At 63.9% G+C, this 17,082-nt stretch carries 16 protein-coding genes; 9 read left to right on the forward strand and 7 right to left on the reverse strand.

Features of this window, described 5'->3' with window-relative positions:
* Window positions 1-13 precede the first annotated feature (13 nt).
* The 6 genes from ABZW16_RS27020 to ABZW16_RS27045 all read left to right on the forward strand — a co-directional run bounded on the left by ABZW16_RS27020 (window position 14) and on the right by ABZW16_RS27045 (window position 4,939).
* On the forward strand, window positions 14-154 hold the full coding sequence (locus ABZW16_RS27020) for a hypothetical protein (RefSeq protein WP_354958892.1): 141 nt from the start codon (window positions 14-16) through the stop codon (window positions 152-154).
* Window positions 105-662, forward strand: coding sequence for a helix-turn-helix domain-containing protein (locus ABZW16_RS27025; RefSeq protein ID WP_354958859.1), 558 nt, complete (start codon window positions 105-107; stop codon window positions 660-662). The genes ABZW16_RS27020 and ABZW16_RS27025 overlap by 50 nt, the downstream gene beginning before the upstream one ends.
* Before the next feature lie 454 nt (window positions 663-1,116).
* Window positions 1,117-2,772, forward strand: a complete 1,656-nt coding sequence (locus ABZW16_RS27030; RefSeq protein ID WP_354958860.1) for a sulfatase-like hydrolase/transferase — start codon at window positions 1,117-1,119, stop codon at window positions 2,770-2,772.
* Window positions 2,773-3,544: 772 nt separating this feature from the next.
* Window positions 3,545-3,847: a hypothetical protein gene (locus ABZW16_RS27035; protein WP_354958861.1), complete on the forward strand. Its 303-nt coding sequence runs from the start codon at window positions 3,545-3,547 to the stop codon at window positions 3,845-3,847.
* 4 nt (window positions 3,848-3,851) lie between these two features.
* Window positions 3,852-4,772, forward strand: coding sequence for an NmrA/HSCARG family protein (locus ABZW16_RS27040; RefSeq protein ID WP_354958862.1), 921 nt, complete (start codon window positions 3,852-3,854; stop codon window positions 4,770-4,772).
* Window positions 4,769-4,939, forward strand: coding sequence for a hypothetical protein (locus ABZW16_RS27045; RefSeq protein ID WP_354958863.1), 171 nt, complete (start codon window positions 4,769-4,771; stop codon window positions 4,937-4,939). Before ABZW16_RS27040 ends, ABZW16_RS27045 begins: the two co-directional genes overlap by 4 nt.
* Before the next feature lie 326 nt (window positions 4,940-5,265).
* Here the strand turns inward: ABZW16_RS27045 and ABZW16_RS27050 are convergent, their stop codons facing one another.
* Window positions 5,266-5,511, reverse strand: coding sequence for a hypothetical protein (locus ABZW16_RS27050; RefSeq protein WP_354958864.1), 246 nt, complete (start codon window positions 5,509-5,511; stop codon window positions 5,266-5,268).
* 766 nt (window positions 5,512-6,277) lie between these two features.
* Between ABZW16_RS27050 and ABZW16_RS27055 the strand changes: the two genes are divergently transcribed.
* Window positions 6,278-6,559, forward strand: a complete 282-nt coding sequence (locus ABZW16_RS27055; protein WP_354958865.1) for a hypothetical protein — start codon at window positions 6,278-6,280, stop codon at window positions 6,557-6,559.
* Window positions 6,560-6,938: 379 nt separating this feature from the next.
* On the opposite strand, the gene ABZW16_RS27060 is transcribed toward ABZW16_RS27055, so the two are convergent.
* A complete protein-coding gene (locus ABZW16_RS27060) occupies window positions 6,939-9,254 on the reverse strand; it encodes an FdhF/YdeP family oxidoreductase (RefSeq protein ID WP_354958866.1) in 2,316 nt (771 codons plus the stop codon).
* A gap of 557 nt (window positions 9,255-9,811) precedes the next feature.
* On the opposite strand from ABZW16_RS27060, the gene ABZW16_RS27065 reads away from it, so the two are divergent.
* Complete coding sequence (locus tag ABZW16_RS27065; RefSeq protein ID WP_354958867.1) at window positions 9,812-10,315, forward strand: hypothetical protein; 504 nt, start codon at window positions 9,812-9,814, stop codon at window positions 10,313-10,315.
* A 320-nt stretch (window positions 10,316-10,635) separates the two neighbouring features.
* On the forward strand, window positions 10,636-11,505 hold the full coding sequence (locus ABZW16_RS27070; protein ID WP_354958868.1) for a hypothetical protein: 870 nt from the start codon (window positions 10,636-10,638) through the stop codon (window positions 11,503-11,505).
* Between the two features lie 37 nt (window positions 11,506-11,542).
* On the opposite strand, the gene ABZW16_RS27075 is transcribed toward ABZW16_RS27070, so the two are convergent.
* The 5 genes from ABZW16_RS27075 to ABZW16_RS27095 form a co-directional block, all read right to left on the reverse strand.
* A complete protein-coding gene (locus tag ABZW16_RS27075; protein ID WP_354958869.1) occupies window positions 11,543-12,790 on the reverse strand; it encodes an MFS transporter in 1,248 nt (415 codons plus the stop codon).
* Between the two features lie 140 nt (window positions 12,791-12,930).
* Window positions 12,931-13,566 (reverse strand): dihydrofolate reductase family protein, encoded by a 636-nt coding sequence (locus ABZW16_RS27080; RefSeq protein WP_354958870.1) that lies wholly within the window; start codon window positions 13,564-13,566, stop codon window positions 12,931-12,933.
* Window positions 13,567-13,579: 13 nt separating this feature from the next.
* Entirely contained in the window at window positions 13,580-14,377 is a 798-nt protein-coding gene (locus ABZW16_RS27085; protein WP_354958871.1) for a phytanoyl-CoA dioxygenase family protein, read from the reverse strand.
* A 91-nt stretch (window positions 14,378-14,468) separates the two neighbouring features.
* Window positions 14,469-15,314: a methyltransferase domain-containing protein gene (locus ABZW16_RS27090; protein ID WP_354958872.1), complete on the reverse strand. Its 846-nt coding sequence runs from the start codon at window positions 15,312-15,314 to the stop codon at window positions 14,469-14,471.
* Between the two features lie 10 nt (window positions 15,315-15,324).
* A complete protein-coding gene (locus ABZW16_RS27095; RefSeq protein WP_354958873.1) occupies window positions 15,325-16,572 on the reverse strand; it encodes a cytochrome P450 in 1,248 nt (415 codons plus the stop codon).
* Between the last annotated feature and the right edge of the window lie 510 nt (window positions 16,573-17,082).

The raw sequence follows: 17,082 nt of genomic DNA on the forward strand, positions 1-17,082 counted from the left end.
TTATGGTGGTGGTATTAGTTCTTTAACTGAAGCTAAAGAAATGAAAAATTATGCCGATACAATTATTGTAGGTAATATTATATACTCAGATATTACCCGCGCTGGTGACCGCCACCCGCGCATTGCTGGCACAGGGAGCGATTCCGACCGTTGAGGATGCCGCCCAGGCCGCCGATATCTCCCGCACAACCGCCTATCGGTACTTCCCCAACCAGCGAGCCCTGCTGGCGGCGGTGCGTCCAGAGATCGAACAGAACTCCCTGCTGCCCGACCCCGCGCCAAGCGACCCCCGCACGCGTCTGGAGTTGGTCATGCGCGAATGTGTGCGTATCACCCAGGAATGGGAGCCGGAGCTGCGTGCCTCACTGCGACTGTCGCTCGAGCCCGGCGTGGGTGAGCCGTCGCCGCTGCGGCGCGGGCGCGCGATCGGCTGGATCGAAGACGCCCTCGCACCGCTGCGCGAATCCCGGCCCCATATCGACGTGCACCGCCTGGCCATCGCCATCCGCTCGGCGACCGGCATCGAATCGTTCATCTGGCTCGTCGACGTCGCGGAACTAACCAGGACCGACGCGGCTGAAACCCTGTGCCGCACAGCGCAAGCCCTGCTCGCCCAGTCTCTCGACAGCCCCCCGAGCCCACCCAGCGCACCTGCGCCGTAGCGAATTTCATGGCTCAGCCCGACCGGCACAGCATGCAGTGGACGGGTGGGGCTACTCGCCGCCGCCCCGGTACCAGTCGTAGGAGACAGCGCCGTCGAGCATCAGGAAGGCGTTCGTATGACTCGGATCGGTGCGTTGTTCAAGCTAGTGCGGTCGATGCGGAAGTGATGTCCAGGCGGCGACTCGAGCTCGGACGAGAAGCCGAGTTTGCTGAAGATGTTTTCGACGATCGTCGACACGCCGCTGACCGACTACCTGGCCACCGTCCCCGATCGGGTGGTGGTGCGCCCGAACTGAGCTCGCCGAGTCTCGATCCCACTGGCCTCGAACTATCCCCCACACAGGGGACCTGGTGTCACACCCGCGCGTGATGTGCGCCGCGTCGCGGCTGACCTACGCTGCCCGCAGCACCGCCGCCCAAGTCCGGCGCGGCATCGACTCGTAGGAGGCCGCAGTGTTCGGCAGACGTGGATTTCTTACCAGCGCGGCCGCCTCGGTGACGGCGGCGGTCGCGGCCAACGCGGCGGGTCCGGCGGCGCGGGCGCGCGCGGATATGGACCCGAACAAGCCGAACATCCTGGTCGTCATCGTGGACGAGATGCGCGCGCCGGCGTGGTTCCCCGAGCAGTCGATGCTGGATCAGCTGCTGCCGAATATCGGGCGGATCCGGCGCGGCAGTGTGTCTTTCGAGCAGCATTACACCGCAGCCAATGACTGCACCGCCTCGCGTGGCGCGCTGGTCACCGGGCTGTACAGCCATCAGACCGGGTGCATGGTGGTGTCGGAATCGACCTTGTCCCCGCGGTTTCCGACCTGGGGGTCGATGTTGCGCGAGAACGGGTACGAGACGACCTGGTGGGGCAAGTGGCATCTGGGGCACTACCCGGATCGGACGCCGGGTGCGTTGGAGGCGTACGGGTTCGGCGGCGGCACCTATCCCTCGCCGAACGGCGCGCCGGGCCAGGGCCTGCAGGCCGATCCCAAGATCGTCGATGATTTCGTGGACTGGTTCGAGCACGATTCCGGCGGCTCCCCCTGGTGCACCACGGTATCGCTGGTGAACCCGCACGACATCCAGTACTGGCCGCGCTGGACGCGCCGCGACCAGAACAGCCTCGACATTCCCCGCTGGGTGAGCGACTTGCCTGGCAATTTCGAGTCCCTGGAACAGCTTTCGGTCAAGCCGCGCCTACAGATGGCGCTGGTGCAGGCTTCGGTGGTGGCCTTCGGTCTCGCGCCCTACAGCACCCCCGAAGCCATGCAGGCGTGGATCGACATGCGCAACCTCTATCTGTGGCTGCAACAGCAGGTGGACACCCAGATCGGCCGCGTCCTGGACACTCTGGAGTCCCGCCCCGACGTCGCCGCCAATACGGTCGTCATCTTCACCTCCGATCACGGCGACTACGCCGGCTCCCACGGCCTGCACGGCAAGGGTGGCGGCGCCTACGACGAAGCCGTCCGCGTCCCCTTCTATATCCACGATCCTCGCGGCCTGTTGAGCCCCACCGACTCCACCGCGGTCCGAACGCAACTCACCTCCAGTGTGGACCTCACACCTCTGCTGCTGTCCATCGCCACCGGTGGCAACGAGTGGCGCTCCACCGACCACTACCAGCACCTGGCCGGCCGCCTGGACCTGATGGCGCTGTGCCGCAAGGCCTCCGCCCCCGGTCGTCCCTTCATTGCCCACACCACCGACGAGGCCACCATCGAAGAGGCCGCCATCCTCTTCGACCACAATGCCCCCGGCCACGTCACCATGGTCCGCACCGCAGACGCCAAATTCGCGGCATATTCCCACTGGCTCGACGGCCGAATTCAAATCGACAGCTCCGCCGACCAAGAATTCGAACTCTACGACTACTCCACCGACAAGGGCCGCCTGGAACTGGACAACCAAGCCGCCACCGGAAACCCCTTGCGCCCCAAAATGGAACAACTCCTAGCCCAAGCCATGGACACCGAACTCCAACAACCCCTCCCCACCTACCTGAAGGATGCCCAAGACCAAGGCATCTCCGACTACATCTCCTCCCAATCCAGCATTACCGCCAAAGCTGAACGCCTGGGCAACTTCCTGGAGGACTTCCTCACCCCTCAGAACTAGCGCGGTGTTCAACAACTGTCGCCGGGGTGGGTGGCACAGCGTTGGTTCTGCTGCGGTGTGGCGGCGAACGATGGACCGATTGATCCATCGGACCGGCTTCTGAAGGGCAATCAGTGATGCGATCCGCTCCTCACCGCGGTTGCCATTGCTTCATTCACATTCAACGTGAACTATGCACGCGGACATACGATCCCGGCGATGCGTGACCGAATGTGTTCCAGAGAAGACTACCCACCAAAATCGCGTGTGGCCGGTTACTACTCGCTGTCGGTGGGTAGCGCGTTCGCTGGAGACTGGGGCTGCTGAGCGCTGGAAGGCAACTCGGGTGCTTCACGGTATGGCTGCGCTGGAGGTATCGGCGAACATGACTGACTCCGATGCTGGCCGCGACGCCGGTACCGCCGATGCCGAGAGCCCACAACGGTCCCATAACTGCACGCAACACCCTGGTGAGCAGCCTGAGTGGCGAGCGAGCACCTGGCCTGAAACGGCCGGGGTGTCTGGTTACCGAACGCTGGGCCGAACAACAGGCAAAGCCGTCTACGTCGTGGCGTTTACTCGTGAGTCCCCGAGGGGATCACCGGCCGCGAGACGTCTACTGAATCGGCTCCAGTCCGTGAAGCCGGTCGCTAGGCTTACTGCTACCGCCGGCCGGAGGTGGCTTCCTGATGTCGGCTGATGCGGAACCGGACCGCGAGATTCGCTGGCACCGCACTCGGCATCCGGCCGCCATCCTGCAGAGGCATCAACCTACTCGAAAGTGGCATTTGATATGCAGCTCGTCGAGGAAACGTCGTACGCGCGCCGGAGGCCAGCATGCAACGACCAACTGTTGGGTCCGCTTGATCTGCGTGATGTAGCTATCGTCGTAAACTCCGGGCTGCGGCTCGACCGCGTTCCGTGCGAAACCCAGCCGCGCCGCGTTGAAACCGTTCTCCGCAAAGGCCTGAAGCGCTTCGCCTATCTGCTGCCCTCCAGAGCTGGCTTCCGGCCCGGCGACAGAGATGCGGCGACGTTCGTGACCGATTACTTCGACGACCCAGACCGGGCGCGAGCCTGGCTGCAGGAGGGCTGAGACCGTGGAACGCGAACTTATCGTCGTCACTGGCGCCACCGGCCGGCAGGGTGGAGCTGTCGTGCGTCACCTGCTCGCGAGGGGGATGCCGATCCGCGCGCTCACACGCAATCCCGACTCGCCGCGAGCCCGGTCGCTCGCGGCGAGCGGAGTGGAGCTCTGTCAGGGCGACATGGACGACGTCGAGAGTCTCGAGCGCGCGATGATCCGAGCTCACGGCGTCTACAGCGTCCAGGACTTCTGGAGCGTCGGCGCCGAACGTGAGGTCCAGCAGGGCCGTAACGTCGCTGATGCCGCGCGCGCCGCCGGCGTCGAGCACCTGGTGTTCTCCTCCGTGGGCGGAGCCGAGCGCGGCTCGCGCATCGACCACTTCGAGACCAAGGGTGTGATCGAGCGCCACATCCGCGCGCTCGGCCTGCCCGCCACGATCCTTCGGCCGGCGTCGTTCATGGAGAACTACTACATCCCGGCGGTCGAGAAGGGGCTGTTGAAGGGCAGGCTCAACGACCCGCTGCGTGCCGACATTCCCTACCAGACGATCGCGACGGACGACATCGGCAAGTTCGTCGCGCTCGCGTTCGCGCGACCCGACGAGTTCCTCGGTGTCGAACTCGAGATCGCCGGCAGCGAGCTGACCAACCGCCAGGCCGCCGAGGTCTTCGCGCGCGTCCTGGGCCGCTCGGTCAAGTACCGGCGCCTGCCGATGCCGATCGTGCGCGTCGCGCTCGGCAAGGAGTTCTTCCAAATGTTCCGCTGGTTTAATGCGGGCGGCTATCAGGCTGACGTCGAGGGCCTGCGCCGTCGCTATCCGGAGCTGAATCTGCGCACGCTGGAGGACTGGCTGCGTGAGGAGGGCTGGGAGAACAAGCGCACCATTAGTGTCAAGCGCGACAAGATGGGCCGTCCGCTCGGCGCGCAGGGATGAGCGCCAGCATCGACCACAACGCCCCCGGCCACGTCACCATGGTCCGCACCGCGGACGCCAAATTCGCGGCATATTCCCACTGGCTCGACGGCCGAATTCGAATCGACAGCTCCGCCGACCAAGAATTCGAACTCTACGACGTGGCTGGTCGAAGGTGCCGCCGATGAGGTCGCGGTGGAGTTCCGCTCGATACGTGGCGAGCACTTGCGGTTGGGCCTGTTGGAGGTCGGTGGGCTCCCGCCCGCTTACATCGCACTGGCCCGAACGCACAATGGTAGCTATCTGGCACATTCGGCTCATCCCGCCGACGATTCGACAACTCGGGCGGCCGACCACGTTGCGGTGACTTCGCTAGCCGCCATCGGCCGCACCGCCAGCTTCAGTTTGTGCGGCGAAACCGGAAGTCCCAGTAGTGACGGAATCGCGATATCACTCCCACACGGACCCGATTCCGCCACTCACCAGCTCAAACGATCAGTTCCTACACAGGGACTCAGATCTGGCAGGTCGGGTTGGGGTGCATCAGCCAGCAGAGGATCCCTCCGAGGCCCGCGGACCCGGTCCCGGTCGAGCCGGTGCCATCGAACCCGACCGGGGACGCCTCGGCAGGCGTCGATGCGGGGTCGAGGGGCAACGGAGCCGCCGAGGCGGTAGCGCCGCCGCTGGCGACGAGGGCGGCGCCGACCGCGATAGTGCCGAGTGCGGTACGAATCGAGTTGTGCGACAAGCGATATCCCATGCTTGGGTTCCTCACTGTGATCAAGAGCTGTGATCGGACGGTTCAATCGGACCGCCAAAGTTATTGTCGAGAACTAACTTTGGGTCGTTACAAGACACCAGTTCACGTTCGTCAGCTGGTTAGAGACTGATGCCAGGATCGGATCCCGGCCGCCATGATGCGTTCAGCAGATATACCCAGCCCGCGCGACGTGCCTGCCGGCGACGTCACGTTTCGCCGATACCAATCGATCTCAGCTCCGCTCACCGACGCCACAGTTTCCCGATGACCGCCGTCAGAATTCACCAGCGTAGCCAGCTGGGGTAATCCTGTGCAGCTATCGATTCAGGGGAAGGAGGTAGGAAATTGAATCGCTTCGCAGCAGCAGGCGCCACCTGGGCGCCGTGATCCGCGCAGCGGGAAAGCGTGCGCGCAGCCGGATCGCCGGATCGCCCGGCCCGGCCTCCACATCCGGTTCGTAACCCACTGTCGGTGGCCTCATCTCGATGGTGGGGTCACACTGAGCGGAGCGCCGCTCATGGTGGCCGCCTGCGATGTGGTGAGCAATCGGAGAGTGTGTCCGACCGCTGGTAAGTGGATCAACTCGGTGGCTGGGGACGTCGGCGAGGCCGGAGCGGGAACCGGCGATTCACGTCCGCGCTGGCCGTGAACAGGGCAAACTATCCGGGTGGACTTCGGGGTCTCACGGTAAGGCTGACCATAGGCAGTATTCCGGAGCTAGGAGGACGCGATGACTAGTTATTCAAGCCAGCAGTGCCTCTCCCAGATGTCGGAGACGAACCCGCGGGCGCAGCTGTTCGTTGATGGAGGCGTGGCATACGCCTTCTTGATGTACCGGAATATTCAAGACGGCCGGTATGACCGCATCCCCACGCCGCCGGGCAAAGATGATCTGGTGTTGCACGTCGAGAAGGGGCTGCAGGTGACGATGTTCTCCGAGCCCGTGTTCACCGGAGTCAAGACCGTAGTGTCAGCAGATCAGGGCAGGCGCGTCAGGCAGGTGGTGGACCGCGCGGTGGTGAAGTCAGCGATCGTCGAATCGGTCTGAAGCGCACCGTTTCATCGCCTGGAAACTGACGACGCATCACTTTGGCGACGACAACATCACTGCGGACAGCAACCGCAGGCGGCTGAACGGCAAACTGGAACGCTCGCACCGCATCGACGCCGAAGAGTTCTACCGGATGCTCGATGGTGTCGTCATCGAGAACGTGAACATCTTCAACGCGAAACTCAAAGAGTGGCAAGGCTATTACGACTACCACTGGCCCCACGGCGGACTCGATGGTCTACGGGTACCTCGGCTGATCCGCAGGTACTTGGCCGAGATCGATCCGCTGCCTGCGGCCCGCGTCGCCGTCGGGTTGGCCCTCCCCGGATTCGTGCTCGGTAACGCCGGGCGAGATGTGCCCTTCCCAGGCGCGCGATTAGACCGAACGCTCGATGGTGACCTCGAGGTTCTTCATGATCGGCTGATCGCTTTGTGTGCTGTAGTCGCCGATAGCGCACAGCACGTTCATCTCCGGCATGTAGCCCGCGGCGTTACCACGAGGGATGTCGTAGGGGATCACCTGGTATTTCTGTACCGATCTCTTGCTTCCGTCGTTGGCGACGCTGGTGATATCGACCTTGTCGAACTCGCTGAGGCCTCGTTCGCGCATATCGTCGGGATTCATGAAGACCAGCGTGCGCAGGTTCTTGATCCCGCGGTACCGGTCGTTGTCGGAGTAGATCGTGGTGTTCCACTGGTCGTGTGAGCGCACGGTGGCCAGCGTCAGAGTGCCTGCCGCCGGGGCGATGTCGGGCAGTTCCGCGGTCGAGAACTCCGCGCGGCCCGACGGGGTGAGGAAGACCAATTCTCGGGCCGGCTGGCGGATGCGGAATCCGAGCGGCAGCCGCACGCGGCGGTTGAAGTCCTCGAACCCGTCGAGCACCTTGGCCATCGTGTTGCGGATCCGGTCGTAGTCCTCGACGTAGGCCTGCCAGGGGGTCGGGCTGTTCGGCAGTGCTGCCTGCGCGATTCCTGCGATGATCGCCGGTTCGGACAGCAGGTGCGGCGAGGCGGGCCGTTTCATGCCGACCGATAGGTGGACCATGCTCATCGAGTCCTCGACCGAGGTGGCCTGGATTCCGCTGCGCTGGTGGTCCTTCTCGGTGCGGCCCAGACATGGCAGGATCAGGGCCCGTCGGCCGTGGACGACGTGGCTGCGGTTGAGCTTGGTGCTGACCTGCACGGTCAGCTCACATTTGCGTAGCGCCTCGTAAGTGTAGGTGGAGTCGGGTGCGGCCATAGCGAAGTTGCCGCCCATGCCGACGAACACCTTCACGTTCCCGGCCTGCATCGCTTCGATCGTGTGGACGGTGTCCAGGCCGTGTTCCCGCGGCGGGTCGATGCCGCACACCTGTGCCAACCGGTCCAGGAATGCCTCGGTGGGGCGGTGGTCGATGCCGCAGGTCCGGTTGCCTTGGACATTGCTGTGCCCGCGTACGGGGGAGGGGCCGGCACCTTCGCGGCCCAGGTTTCCGCGCAGCAACAGCAGGTTCACGATCTCACGGACGGTGTCGACGCCGTGCTCGTGCTGGGTGATGCCCAGGCACCAGCTGATGATGCTCCGGTCGGCGTCACAGTAGATGCGCGCTGCTTTGCGGATGTCGGCGACGGCGACTTCGGACTGCCGCTCGATTTCGGTCCACGATGCGGCCTCGCACATTGCGCGATATTCCTCGAAGCCGACCGTGTGGCGGGCGATGAACTCCGCATCGAGGGCCATCGGATCCGTACGTGCTTCCTCGAGAACAGCTTTCGCGATTCCACGCAACAACGCCATGTCGCCGCCGATCCGCGGCTGCAAATTCAGGGTGCTGGTGTGGGTGGCGTGGAAGGTGGCCATCTTCAGGAAATCGTGCGGGATGATCGCGCGCCGCGCTGCCGCCTCGACAAGAGGGTTGACGTGCACGATCTGTGCTCCGCGTTTGTGGGCCTCGACCAGCGAGGTCAACATCCTCGGTGCGTTGGAGGCGACGTTGACCCCGATGATGAACAGGGCGTCGGCGGCCGCCCAATCCACGAGGTCGACGGTGCCCTTCCCGGTGCCGAGTGCAGCCTGCAGTGCCCGCCCGCTCGCCTCGTGGCACATGTTGGAGCAGTCGGGAAGGTTGTTTGTGCCGAATTCGCGCGCGAGCAGCTGGTAGAGGAAGGTCGCCTCATTCCCGAGCCGGCCGGAGGTGTAGAACGACGCCTGGTTGGGATCGTCGAGCTCGGCCAGCGCACGGCCGATCAGCTCGAACGTCTCCTGCCAGCTGATCGGGACGTACCGATCCGTCTCTGGGTCGTAGGTCATCGGTTCGGTCAACCGGCCTTGGTTCTCGAGATCGAATTCGCTCCACTTCGACAGTTCCGTCACCGTGTGCGCCGCGAAGAACTCGGCGCCAACTCGCTTGTGTGTCATCTCCCAAGCGACATGCTTGATCCCGTTCTCGCAGATATCGAGGCGCAGGCCCTTCAAATCGTCGGGCCATGCACACCCTGGACAGTCGAAACCGCCGCCCTCATGGTTCATCTTCAGAATCGCTCTTGGGCCGTCGATCGCCTCGCGTTCACGGGCCATGAACTTCGTGACGCTTTTGGCGGCCCCCCAACCCGCGGTGGGATGGTGGTACGGACTGAACTTCGGCTGCGCGTTCTGGTCGCGGTCCCGGCTCGGGCCTTCGTCGGGAGCGAAATCGTCGTGTGGACCGGACATATCTCTGAACCCTTCGATAATCCTGGAATCTGACGATCGGTTGTCAGATGTTCAACGATTCTTGCTTGATATGCAGTCGGCTGTCAGACGGACATGTATGCAGTTATCCGATGACCGTGCACCAACGAACTTCTGCGCGGCAGAGCATCTGTAGTGGAGGTCTTCAAGCGATAGAGGCCTTGCGACGTCCTAAATGTACGCCACGGGCACCCTGCATTCAGAACGAAAAGGAACAGCTGATGTTCGAATTGGATGCGGCATCAACGCGAGGAGGAGTAGCGGCCCGTTGCGCGGTCCTATGGAACCGAGCTCGAGCTGCATTCGGTCGGTAGTGATCAAGGCCGGCGTGAGGTTCCCCTGGAGTACGGGGCCTACGAGATAGCGGGACCGAGGATCCCTGGAAAATGTCACCTATGCCTCGTCCGCGTCGATCGTATCAGCGGGGCCGATGGTTCCGACGAAGGCGAGTAGTTCGCTACTCGTGCCTCTCATCTGAAAGGTGAGAAACGTTGTCATCGTCCCTACCTGGCAATTCGATGAACTAGGAGATGATGGCGATGACTGTCAATGCAGTCGTGTCCAAGCAATGCCCGGCCGTTGGAACGGTCTTTATCGTCCCCAGCAACCTGGGAGTTCAAGCCACCAGCCTGCTGGTTTCTGGCGGTGACGAGATATTCGTCGATATCGCGCCCACCAACGTTCAAGAGGCGTCCTTTGCGGACCCGATCGCAACGCTGCATTTGCTTGGACCCACTGGGGCCGAGTTCCAGATTCCCGATACGAACGTTCCGAACGCGCGGCACTGGAGCTACCCGGTGGTCGGCGACAATACTCGCATCCAGTGCTTGGCTGACGGCAAGCAGGAACACATCAATCGGGGATCCAACTCGCTGAGCTACCGCTTTCCCATCACCGGCCTTGCGGGCCGCGACTGCACAGTCGAAATCAAGATGACCGCACACCCGATCGACGTGCTCGCCGACTCGTGCCTTTGGACGGTGGCGGGGCTGGGAGCTGACACCACAAACACCCGCGGCAAGACATTCGACGCTCTCGGATGAGGCTGCGCAGTCTGTCGCTGTTCGCGATCGGCATTGACAGGCGGGCGCTCAACCACTTCTGGAACGCCAACGACGGCTGGCACGACTCAGCGAGGGTCTCCGGGCCGCTTCGCAATTCCGCTGTGCACCTGGCCGATCTACTGCGCTGCCCTGGCATCCAGGACATGGGCAATGATCTCGCCCGCATCGCCGGCCTCCCACCCCGCCGACCGCACCAAGGCAATCGAAACAGTCAAACGCTTGGACGGCGATTATGGTAAGGGAGACTGCGCGGTTCGGCCGTGCAGTGCAACTCATCGCGAGTACCGAGGATGGCTCTCTTGGCTGAGGACCTGGTGGCGGGAGAGCTGACGGTCACGGGGCAACTTCGCACCTTCAGCGTGCGGCCCCCTGCGCGGCTCGATGCACCGTTGGTTGTGGTGTTGCACGGCAACATGTCCAGCGACGCAGAGCGCAGGCCGTTCCAAGGGGCAGGGCAGTTCATGGACCCGTGGGTGCGTTTCGGCGCACATGCCGGCGAATGGGATTTCGCGATCGCGTATCCCGATGGCTGGCAAGGATCTTGGGCCGACGGGCGCGGCGTGACCGGGTCCGACGAGGCGGGTGTCGACGATATCGCCTTTCTGCGCGCCCTTATCGGCTGGTGCGCCGACCGATTCGGCACGCGATGGAATCAGACGATCCTCGCCGGAATCTCCAACGGCGCGTTCATGTCTCACCGGGCGGCACTGGAGCTTGGCGAGCTGGTGCCGGTTTTCGCCGCGGTTGCCGGCGCGTTTCCGGCCGCGTTGAGTGACATCCTGCCAACCCACGCTGTGTCGGCGATCCTGATCAACGGTACCGCCGATCTGGTTCAATCGATCCAGGGCGGCTATTCGCGCCGCCCTGGATCGAACGGTGAATTACAAGGCCGCACTTTGGGTTTGGCGGAGAGCGCACAGCGGTGGCGGGAAATCGATAGATGCCGCGGCGCGGAAACGACGGTAACAACTCCGCTGGCTGGGCGGCACACCGTCGATGGCGGCGTAGGCGGTACCCGGGTGGCGGCGTGGACCGTGTTCAACGGTGACCACTGGTGGCCCGGCGCTCCCAGGCCCGACCGCCCGACGACGCCGGAATTCGATGCCACCGCAGCGATCCTGAGATTCGTTCGGCCGCTGCTCATCCCGGCGCAGGAGCGCAAGCTCTGACATCGGCCACCTGCGACCTCGTTGCCGAGTCGCGGTGTCATGGGTGAACTGTGACCGGTGCTTCCTGGTGCTCTGCTGTGCGTTCGCCCCGGGGGAGTAGCAGCGGTGTTGCCAGCATGAGTAGACCGGCGATGGCGAGCGCGATGCGTGGGTCGGTGAGACCGGCGAGCAACCCCCACAGGGCGGTCATCGCGGCGATGCTGGCCTTGGTTCCGATCGACCATGCGGAGAGGGTGCGGGCAACCAGATCGGTGGGGATCTGGTTCAGCCGGATGGTGGCCGAGACCGGGCCGAACACGCTGCAGCAGGTAATCAGCCCGAGCTCGACGGCCACGACGAGCACGAGGCCGCGAATGCCCGGTCCGACGAGCGCCAGCCCGATCGGCCATGGCGCGCGCAACACGCCTGCGGCGAGCATGATCGAATGTTGTCCGAAGCGTTCGACGAGCGGGCTGACCAGTCGTGAGCCGATCAGGCCACCGATGCAGGGTGCGGCGAACGCGAGGCCGTACTGCCATGGCGCGAAGCCGAGCTCCCCGAGCATGAGGACGGCCATGAGCGGCCCGCCCGCCATGATCAGCCCGTTGACGAGGAGCACGTGACAGAACAGTGGGCGCAGCATCGGATGGGTCAGGATGTGGCGCCAGCCTTCGAGGAGGTCGGCGACCCGTAGCCGGTGCCCGTCGGGGCGGGCCGGCGGCGGCTGCTCCTGTCCGCCGATGGCGCGGATCCCAGCGGCCGAGAGCAGGAAGCTGACCGCATTGGCCACCACGGTCACCACCGGGCCGAACAGCCCGATGGCGGCGCCGCCGAGCGGTGGTCCGAGCATGGTGACGGTCCAGGTTGTCGACTCGAACCGGCTGTTGGCGAGCAGCAGGTCCTCCTTGCGCACCAGCGCTTTCAGGGTCGCGCCGCTCGCCGCGGTGAAGGTGATGTCGGCCGTGCCGACGACGATCACCACCACCAGCAGTTGGACGAAGGTGAGCGCACCGAGTGCATACGCGGCGGGCAGGCTCATCAGTATCGCGAACCGCAGCAGGTCCATCGCGATCATCACCGGCCGCTTGCGGTGAAACTCCACCCACGGCCCGACCGGCAGCGCGACTATCGCACTGACCGCCAGCCCCGCGGCCGTCAGACCCGCCACCGCGCTCGGTCCGGCATGCAACACCTGGATCGCGATCAGCGAGAACGCGTCGAACGCTAGCCACGTGCCCAGCGCGCTGACCGCATACGCCGCCCACAACGCCTCGAATTGCCGCCCAAGCGACCACCTGCCCCACATGCCCGCGCCGACTCCGTCCGATCGGATAAGCCTGTCTGTTGACCGTCGAATCGAAGCGGACGGGCGGCAGTGGGGTCAAACAACCGATTGCCCGGCGCGTCACAACCGAACGTTGTGTATCTCGTCGGTAGCTACAAGGCTCACCGGACGACGCGGTATTTGATGTGGGTGACCTTGTCGGAGGCGACGACTTTGATTTGTTCGAGCGTCGGGGTGCCGACGTCGTCCAGCAGACGCTCGCCGGACCCGAGCAGGATTGGGCTGAGGTGGATGTATAACTCGTCGAGCAGTTCGGCGGCGAGAAACTGCCGGACTAAGTTGGCCCCGCCGGTAAGCGAAACGTCCTGATCGGCGGCGGTCTCACGCGCCTGATCGAGTGCGGACTCGATACCGTCGGTGACGAAGATGAAGGTGGTGCCGCCCTTCATCACCAAGGGCTCCCTCGGGTGGTGGGTGAGCACGAACACCGGTGCGTGGAAGGCGGGCTCGTCACCCCACCAGCCGCGCCAGGAGGTGTCCCACGGCCCGTCGCCACCGCCGAACATCTTCCGCCCCATGATGTATGCGCCGACCCCGTGGAGGGTCTCGGCAAGCACCTCGGAGTCGACGGACTCCGCACCACCCTCCCGGCCCCAGTGTTCGTGCCATGCCCTGGTCGAGAGCAACCATTGGTGCAGGCGCATACCGCCCACGCCGACCGGGTTCTCGGGGCTCTGGTTCGGCCCTGCGGCAAATCCGTCCAGGGACATGCCGATATGAGCGGTTACCGCAGGCATAGGCGATGCGCTCCTACGCGAAGTCCGAGATGCGGGGGTAACGGTGATCGGGCAACTGCTGGCCGGGCTCCAGATCCATATCCATTCTCTGGTGGCCGGGACGCGGCTGGTAGATCGCCGTCGCGCCGGTATAGGTGGTGATGAAGGCCAGACGGACGCCGTCGGAAACATTGCCGCCGCTGGCATGTCCGACGGTGCTCTGATGGAACGTCACGTCGCCCGCGCGCAGCGGAACCGTGACCCGCGGGCCCCATTCGAGCTCCGGCCATTCGGCGAACATGTACGTGGTCGGGTGATTCCGCACCTCGGCCACCTCGGCTCGGTGCGGGCCGGGGCGCTTGTGCGAGTTGGGTAGGAAGATCAGGCATCCGCGCTCGACCGGCACGTCGACCAGGGCGATCCAGGCGTTGACGTTCATCGGGGAGTCCAGCGGCGTGAGCGTGAGATCTTCGTGCCAGATGGTGGGCACCTCGTCCTGCGGATGTTTGGCGTAGGCCTGTCCGCTCCACACCCGCATGGGTGTACCGGATAGTTGTTCGGCCACAGCGCCGACGCGGGGGTGGCGGACGAGGCCGAGCAGGGTCTCATGCTTCCACCACGGATCCGAGGTGGTCTTGAGGGCCGTACCGCCGCCGCCCATACCGGCATTCCGGCCATCTTCTTCGATCGTGTCCAACGCGATCTTTCGCCACTGCGCTACTTCGTCCGCAGGGATCAGGCCCGGGATGCGCACGAAGCCATACTCCTGGAAAGTGGTGACATAGTGTTCGCCGATAATATTGGGCGTGGTTTGGGGGGCTGTGTCGGTCACGGGAGTATTCCCATCGTATCCGTGTGGCGGCTGAATAATTTTCAGCTATACGATGTGCACCCGCCGCCACGCTCGGGCGCCACCAGCAAGTTCACAATGGTTTCGACGCGACGATGATCGCGAAGCCGATTTCCGGCGTCGATGAGAACAGGTCCATCCCGGCGGTCATGTCGTCCTGCAGTTCGACAGGCGCGTCCAGCTTTTCGGCCTCCGCTCGACGGCGGGCCGCGTGCAGGTCGCGGATCGCCTGGAATGTCGGGCGGATACAGTCATTCGAAATGTCGAGTAGTTCGTCCAGTACGAGGCCGCTGGCGGCCATCAGGTCGGAATAGTTGGCGAGTGGCAGCAGCGCGGCGACGTGCCCCATCTTCCACAGGTTCGCCAGTGCGGAATCCTGCTCGTCATTCAGCGGTATGCGCAGTACGAGGTTCGCGATCACGAGTCGCCCACCCGGACGGAGCACTCTCGCGATCTGCCGGATCACCTCGGACTGATCGGGCATATGGAAAAACGACTCGAGCATCCATGCCCGGTCGAACGATTCGGGCTCGAACGGTAAATCCATCACGTCCGCGAGGCGGAATCGCACCTGGTCATTTTCCGACTCGGCGTCGGCGAGCTCGTTCGCGAGCCGAACATGCCGTGGACTGAGATCGATACCCACGACCTCCGCACCGGACACCCGGGCAAGCTCGACGGCGGGCTGACCCGTTCCGCACCCGATGTCGAGCATCCGCTGTCCTGCGGTGATCGCGACTTTGTCGATCATCAGCTCGGTCATTCGGCGGGAGGCGTCGGCCATGCTGCTTCCCGCGGGGAGTCCTTGCCAGTACCCGAAGTGCAGGCCGCTGAGATCGGCGCTGATCAGCTCGGATGCTTCCTCGTAGTACGACGCCACCCCCGCGGCGGTCACCGTATTGTCGCCTCGAATCACCATGGAGATCTCCTCACAAATCGGTCGTGGCCGAGGTAGTCGAACGCGGGGTCGGGCGGAATATCACGCGCATCGATCGGGTGCTGCGCACGAGACCCGGCGGATGCTCCACCACGCTGCCGGGGCGCAGCCGCAAATCCGGCATTCTGGCGACGATTTCCGTGGCCGCGGTCTTGACCATGAGCCGCGCGAAGTTGGCGCCCATGCACTTGTGCGGGCCCGCGCCGAACGCGAGATGACGACCCGGTGGTCTGTCGAGGTCGAAACGCTCGGGCTGTGGAAACACGCTGGGGTCCCAGTTCGCCGCGGCCCACAGCAGCAGTATCCGGCCACCCGCGGGAATGACTTGCCCGGCGATCTCGACATCTCTGGTCGCGACCCGAGACAACCCGAAGGAGACTGATCCGCGCCGTAACAGTTCCTCCACCGCTAGATCGACGGACGTGCCCGGTGTCGCGAAGTAGCGGCCCAGCGCGGGATCCTCGATAAGATGGCCGGCGATGTTTCCGATACTGCTGGACGTCGTCTCCATACCGGCCAGCAGCAGCAAGATCAACGCGCTCGCCATCTCGTCGATCGTGAGGGGTTTGCCGCCGACCTGCCCGCCGAGCAACGCGTTGGTTACGTCGTCTCGCGGCGTACTTTCCTTGCGCCACAACAGAAAGTTCTTCGACCACGCCTCGAGGTCGGCGAAGACCACCTGCTGGCGAGCCAGGTCTTCCGCCGAGATGAAGTCCTGGACGAGCGCACGCGTGGCGGGCAGTTGGTCAGGAGGTACACCGAGCATCAGCTCGAACAGCGAGCTGGGTACATACCGCCATGCGAAGTCCTTGGCCAGGTCACATTCGCCGCTTTCGACGAATTCGTCCATCAGCCCGCGGGCTATGCGGCGCATCGCGGGCTCGTGCTGTGCGACCGCGGACGGTGACATCAGCGGATTGAGCATCCGTCGCCAGTCGTGGTGCGCGGGCGGGTCGACCTCGATCGGCGCCAACTTGGCTACGTCCGGGTTGTGCGGGATTGTGGCGCCCTGCGCGGAGGTAAATGTCTCCCAATCCTTATTGGCTCGCATCACCTCCTTGTAACGAGTGATGACCCAGAATCCGCCGTGTTTCTCACTGCGCAGCACCGCGCCCTTCTCCCGCATGCGGTTGACAACCGCCCAGAAGAACTCCGCGTCGTTCGCGAACTCGCTACTCCACGGATCGAAGTTGTCCGCCATCTGCTCGACTTCGGCGCAGAATGTCGTGGCCTGCTTCATCTGCACCCCGCAACCGATGTCGACATGATTGCAGTCTTGCGCATTCCGCTCCTTTATTGAATTGAACCTTCGTACATGCTGATCAGTTCAGAAGTATGTCAACTCGCGTCGTGATGTGGGCTACATTCGGGCGTGGAACATGTCGCGGATAAGTGCGGGCAATTTATGTGGCCGGTGCGGCGTGGAGGTGACGTTGGTGGCGAGGCCGGTCGTCGCGGTTCGGTTCCGGAGAGTATCCGGCAGGAAGACCGATGTCAGCCAGCCTTCGGTGGGGGAGGCGATGAGCGGATTACAGTAGAGCGCGATCGGATTCGACCCTGGAGTCACCTATTGGATGGCCCCGATCATCAGAGGTTCGACACCACAAGAATCAAGACTCGTCCGCGTCGCAGCTGCGCAACCATGCGGCGAGTATCCCATCTCCTTGCTGTATTGAGATAACGGAATTCTGAACAGCAATTTCTATGGCTTTCTCCACATATCGCACACCGGTGCGGCGTGGCGAGCATC

This window comes from Nocardia sp. NPDC004604 (genome assembly GCF_040609795.1).
Taxonomy (GTDB): Bacteria; Actinomycetota; Actinomycetes; order Mycobacteriales; family Mycobacteriaceae; genus Nocardia.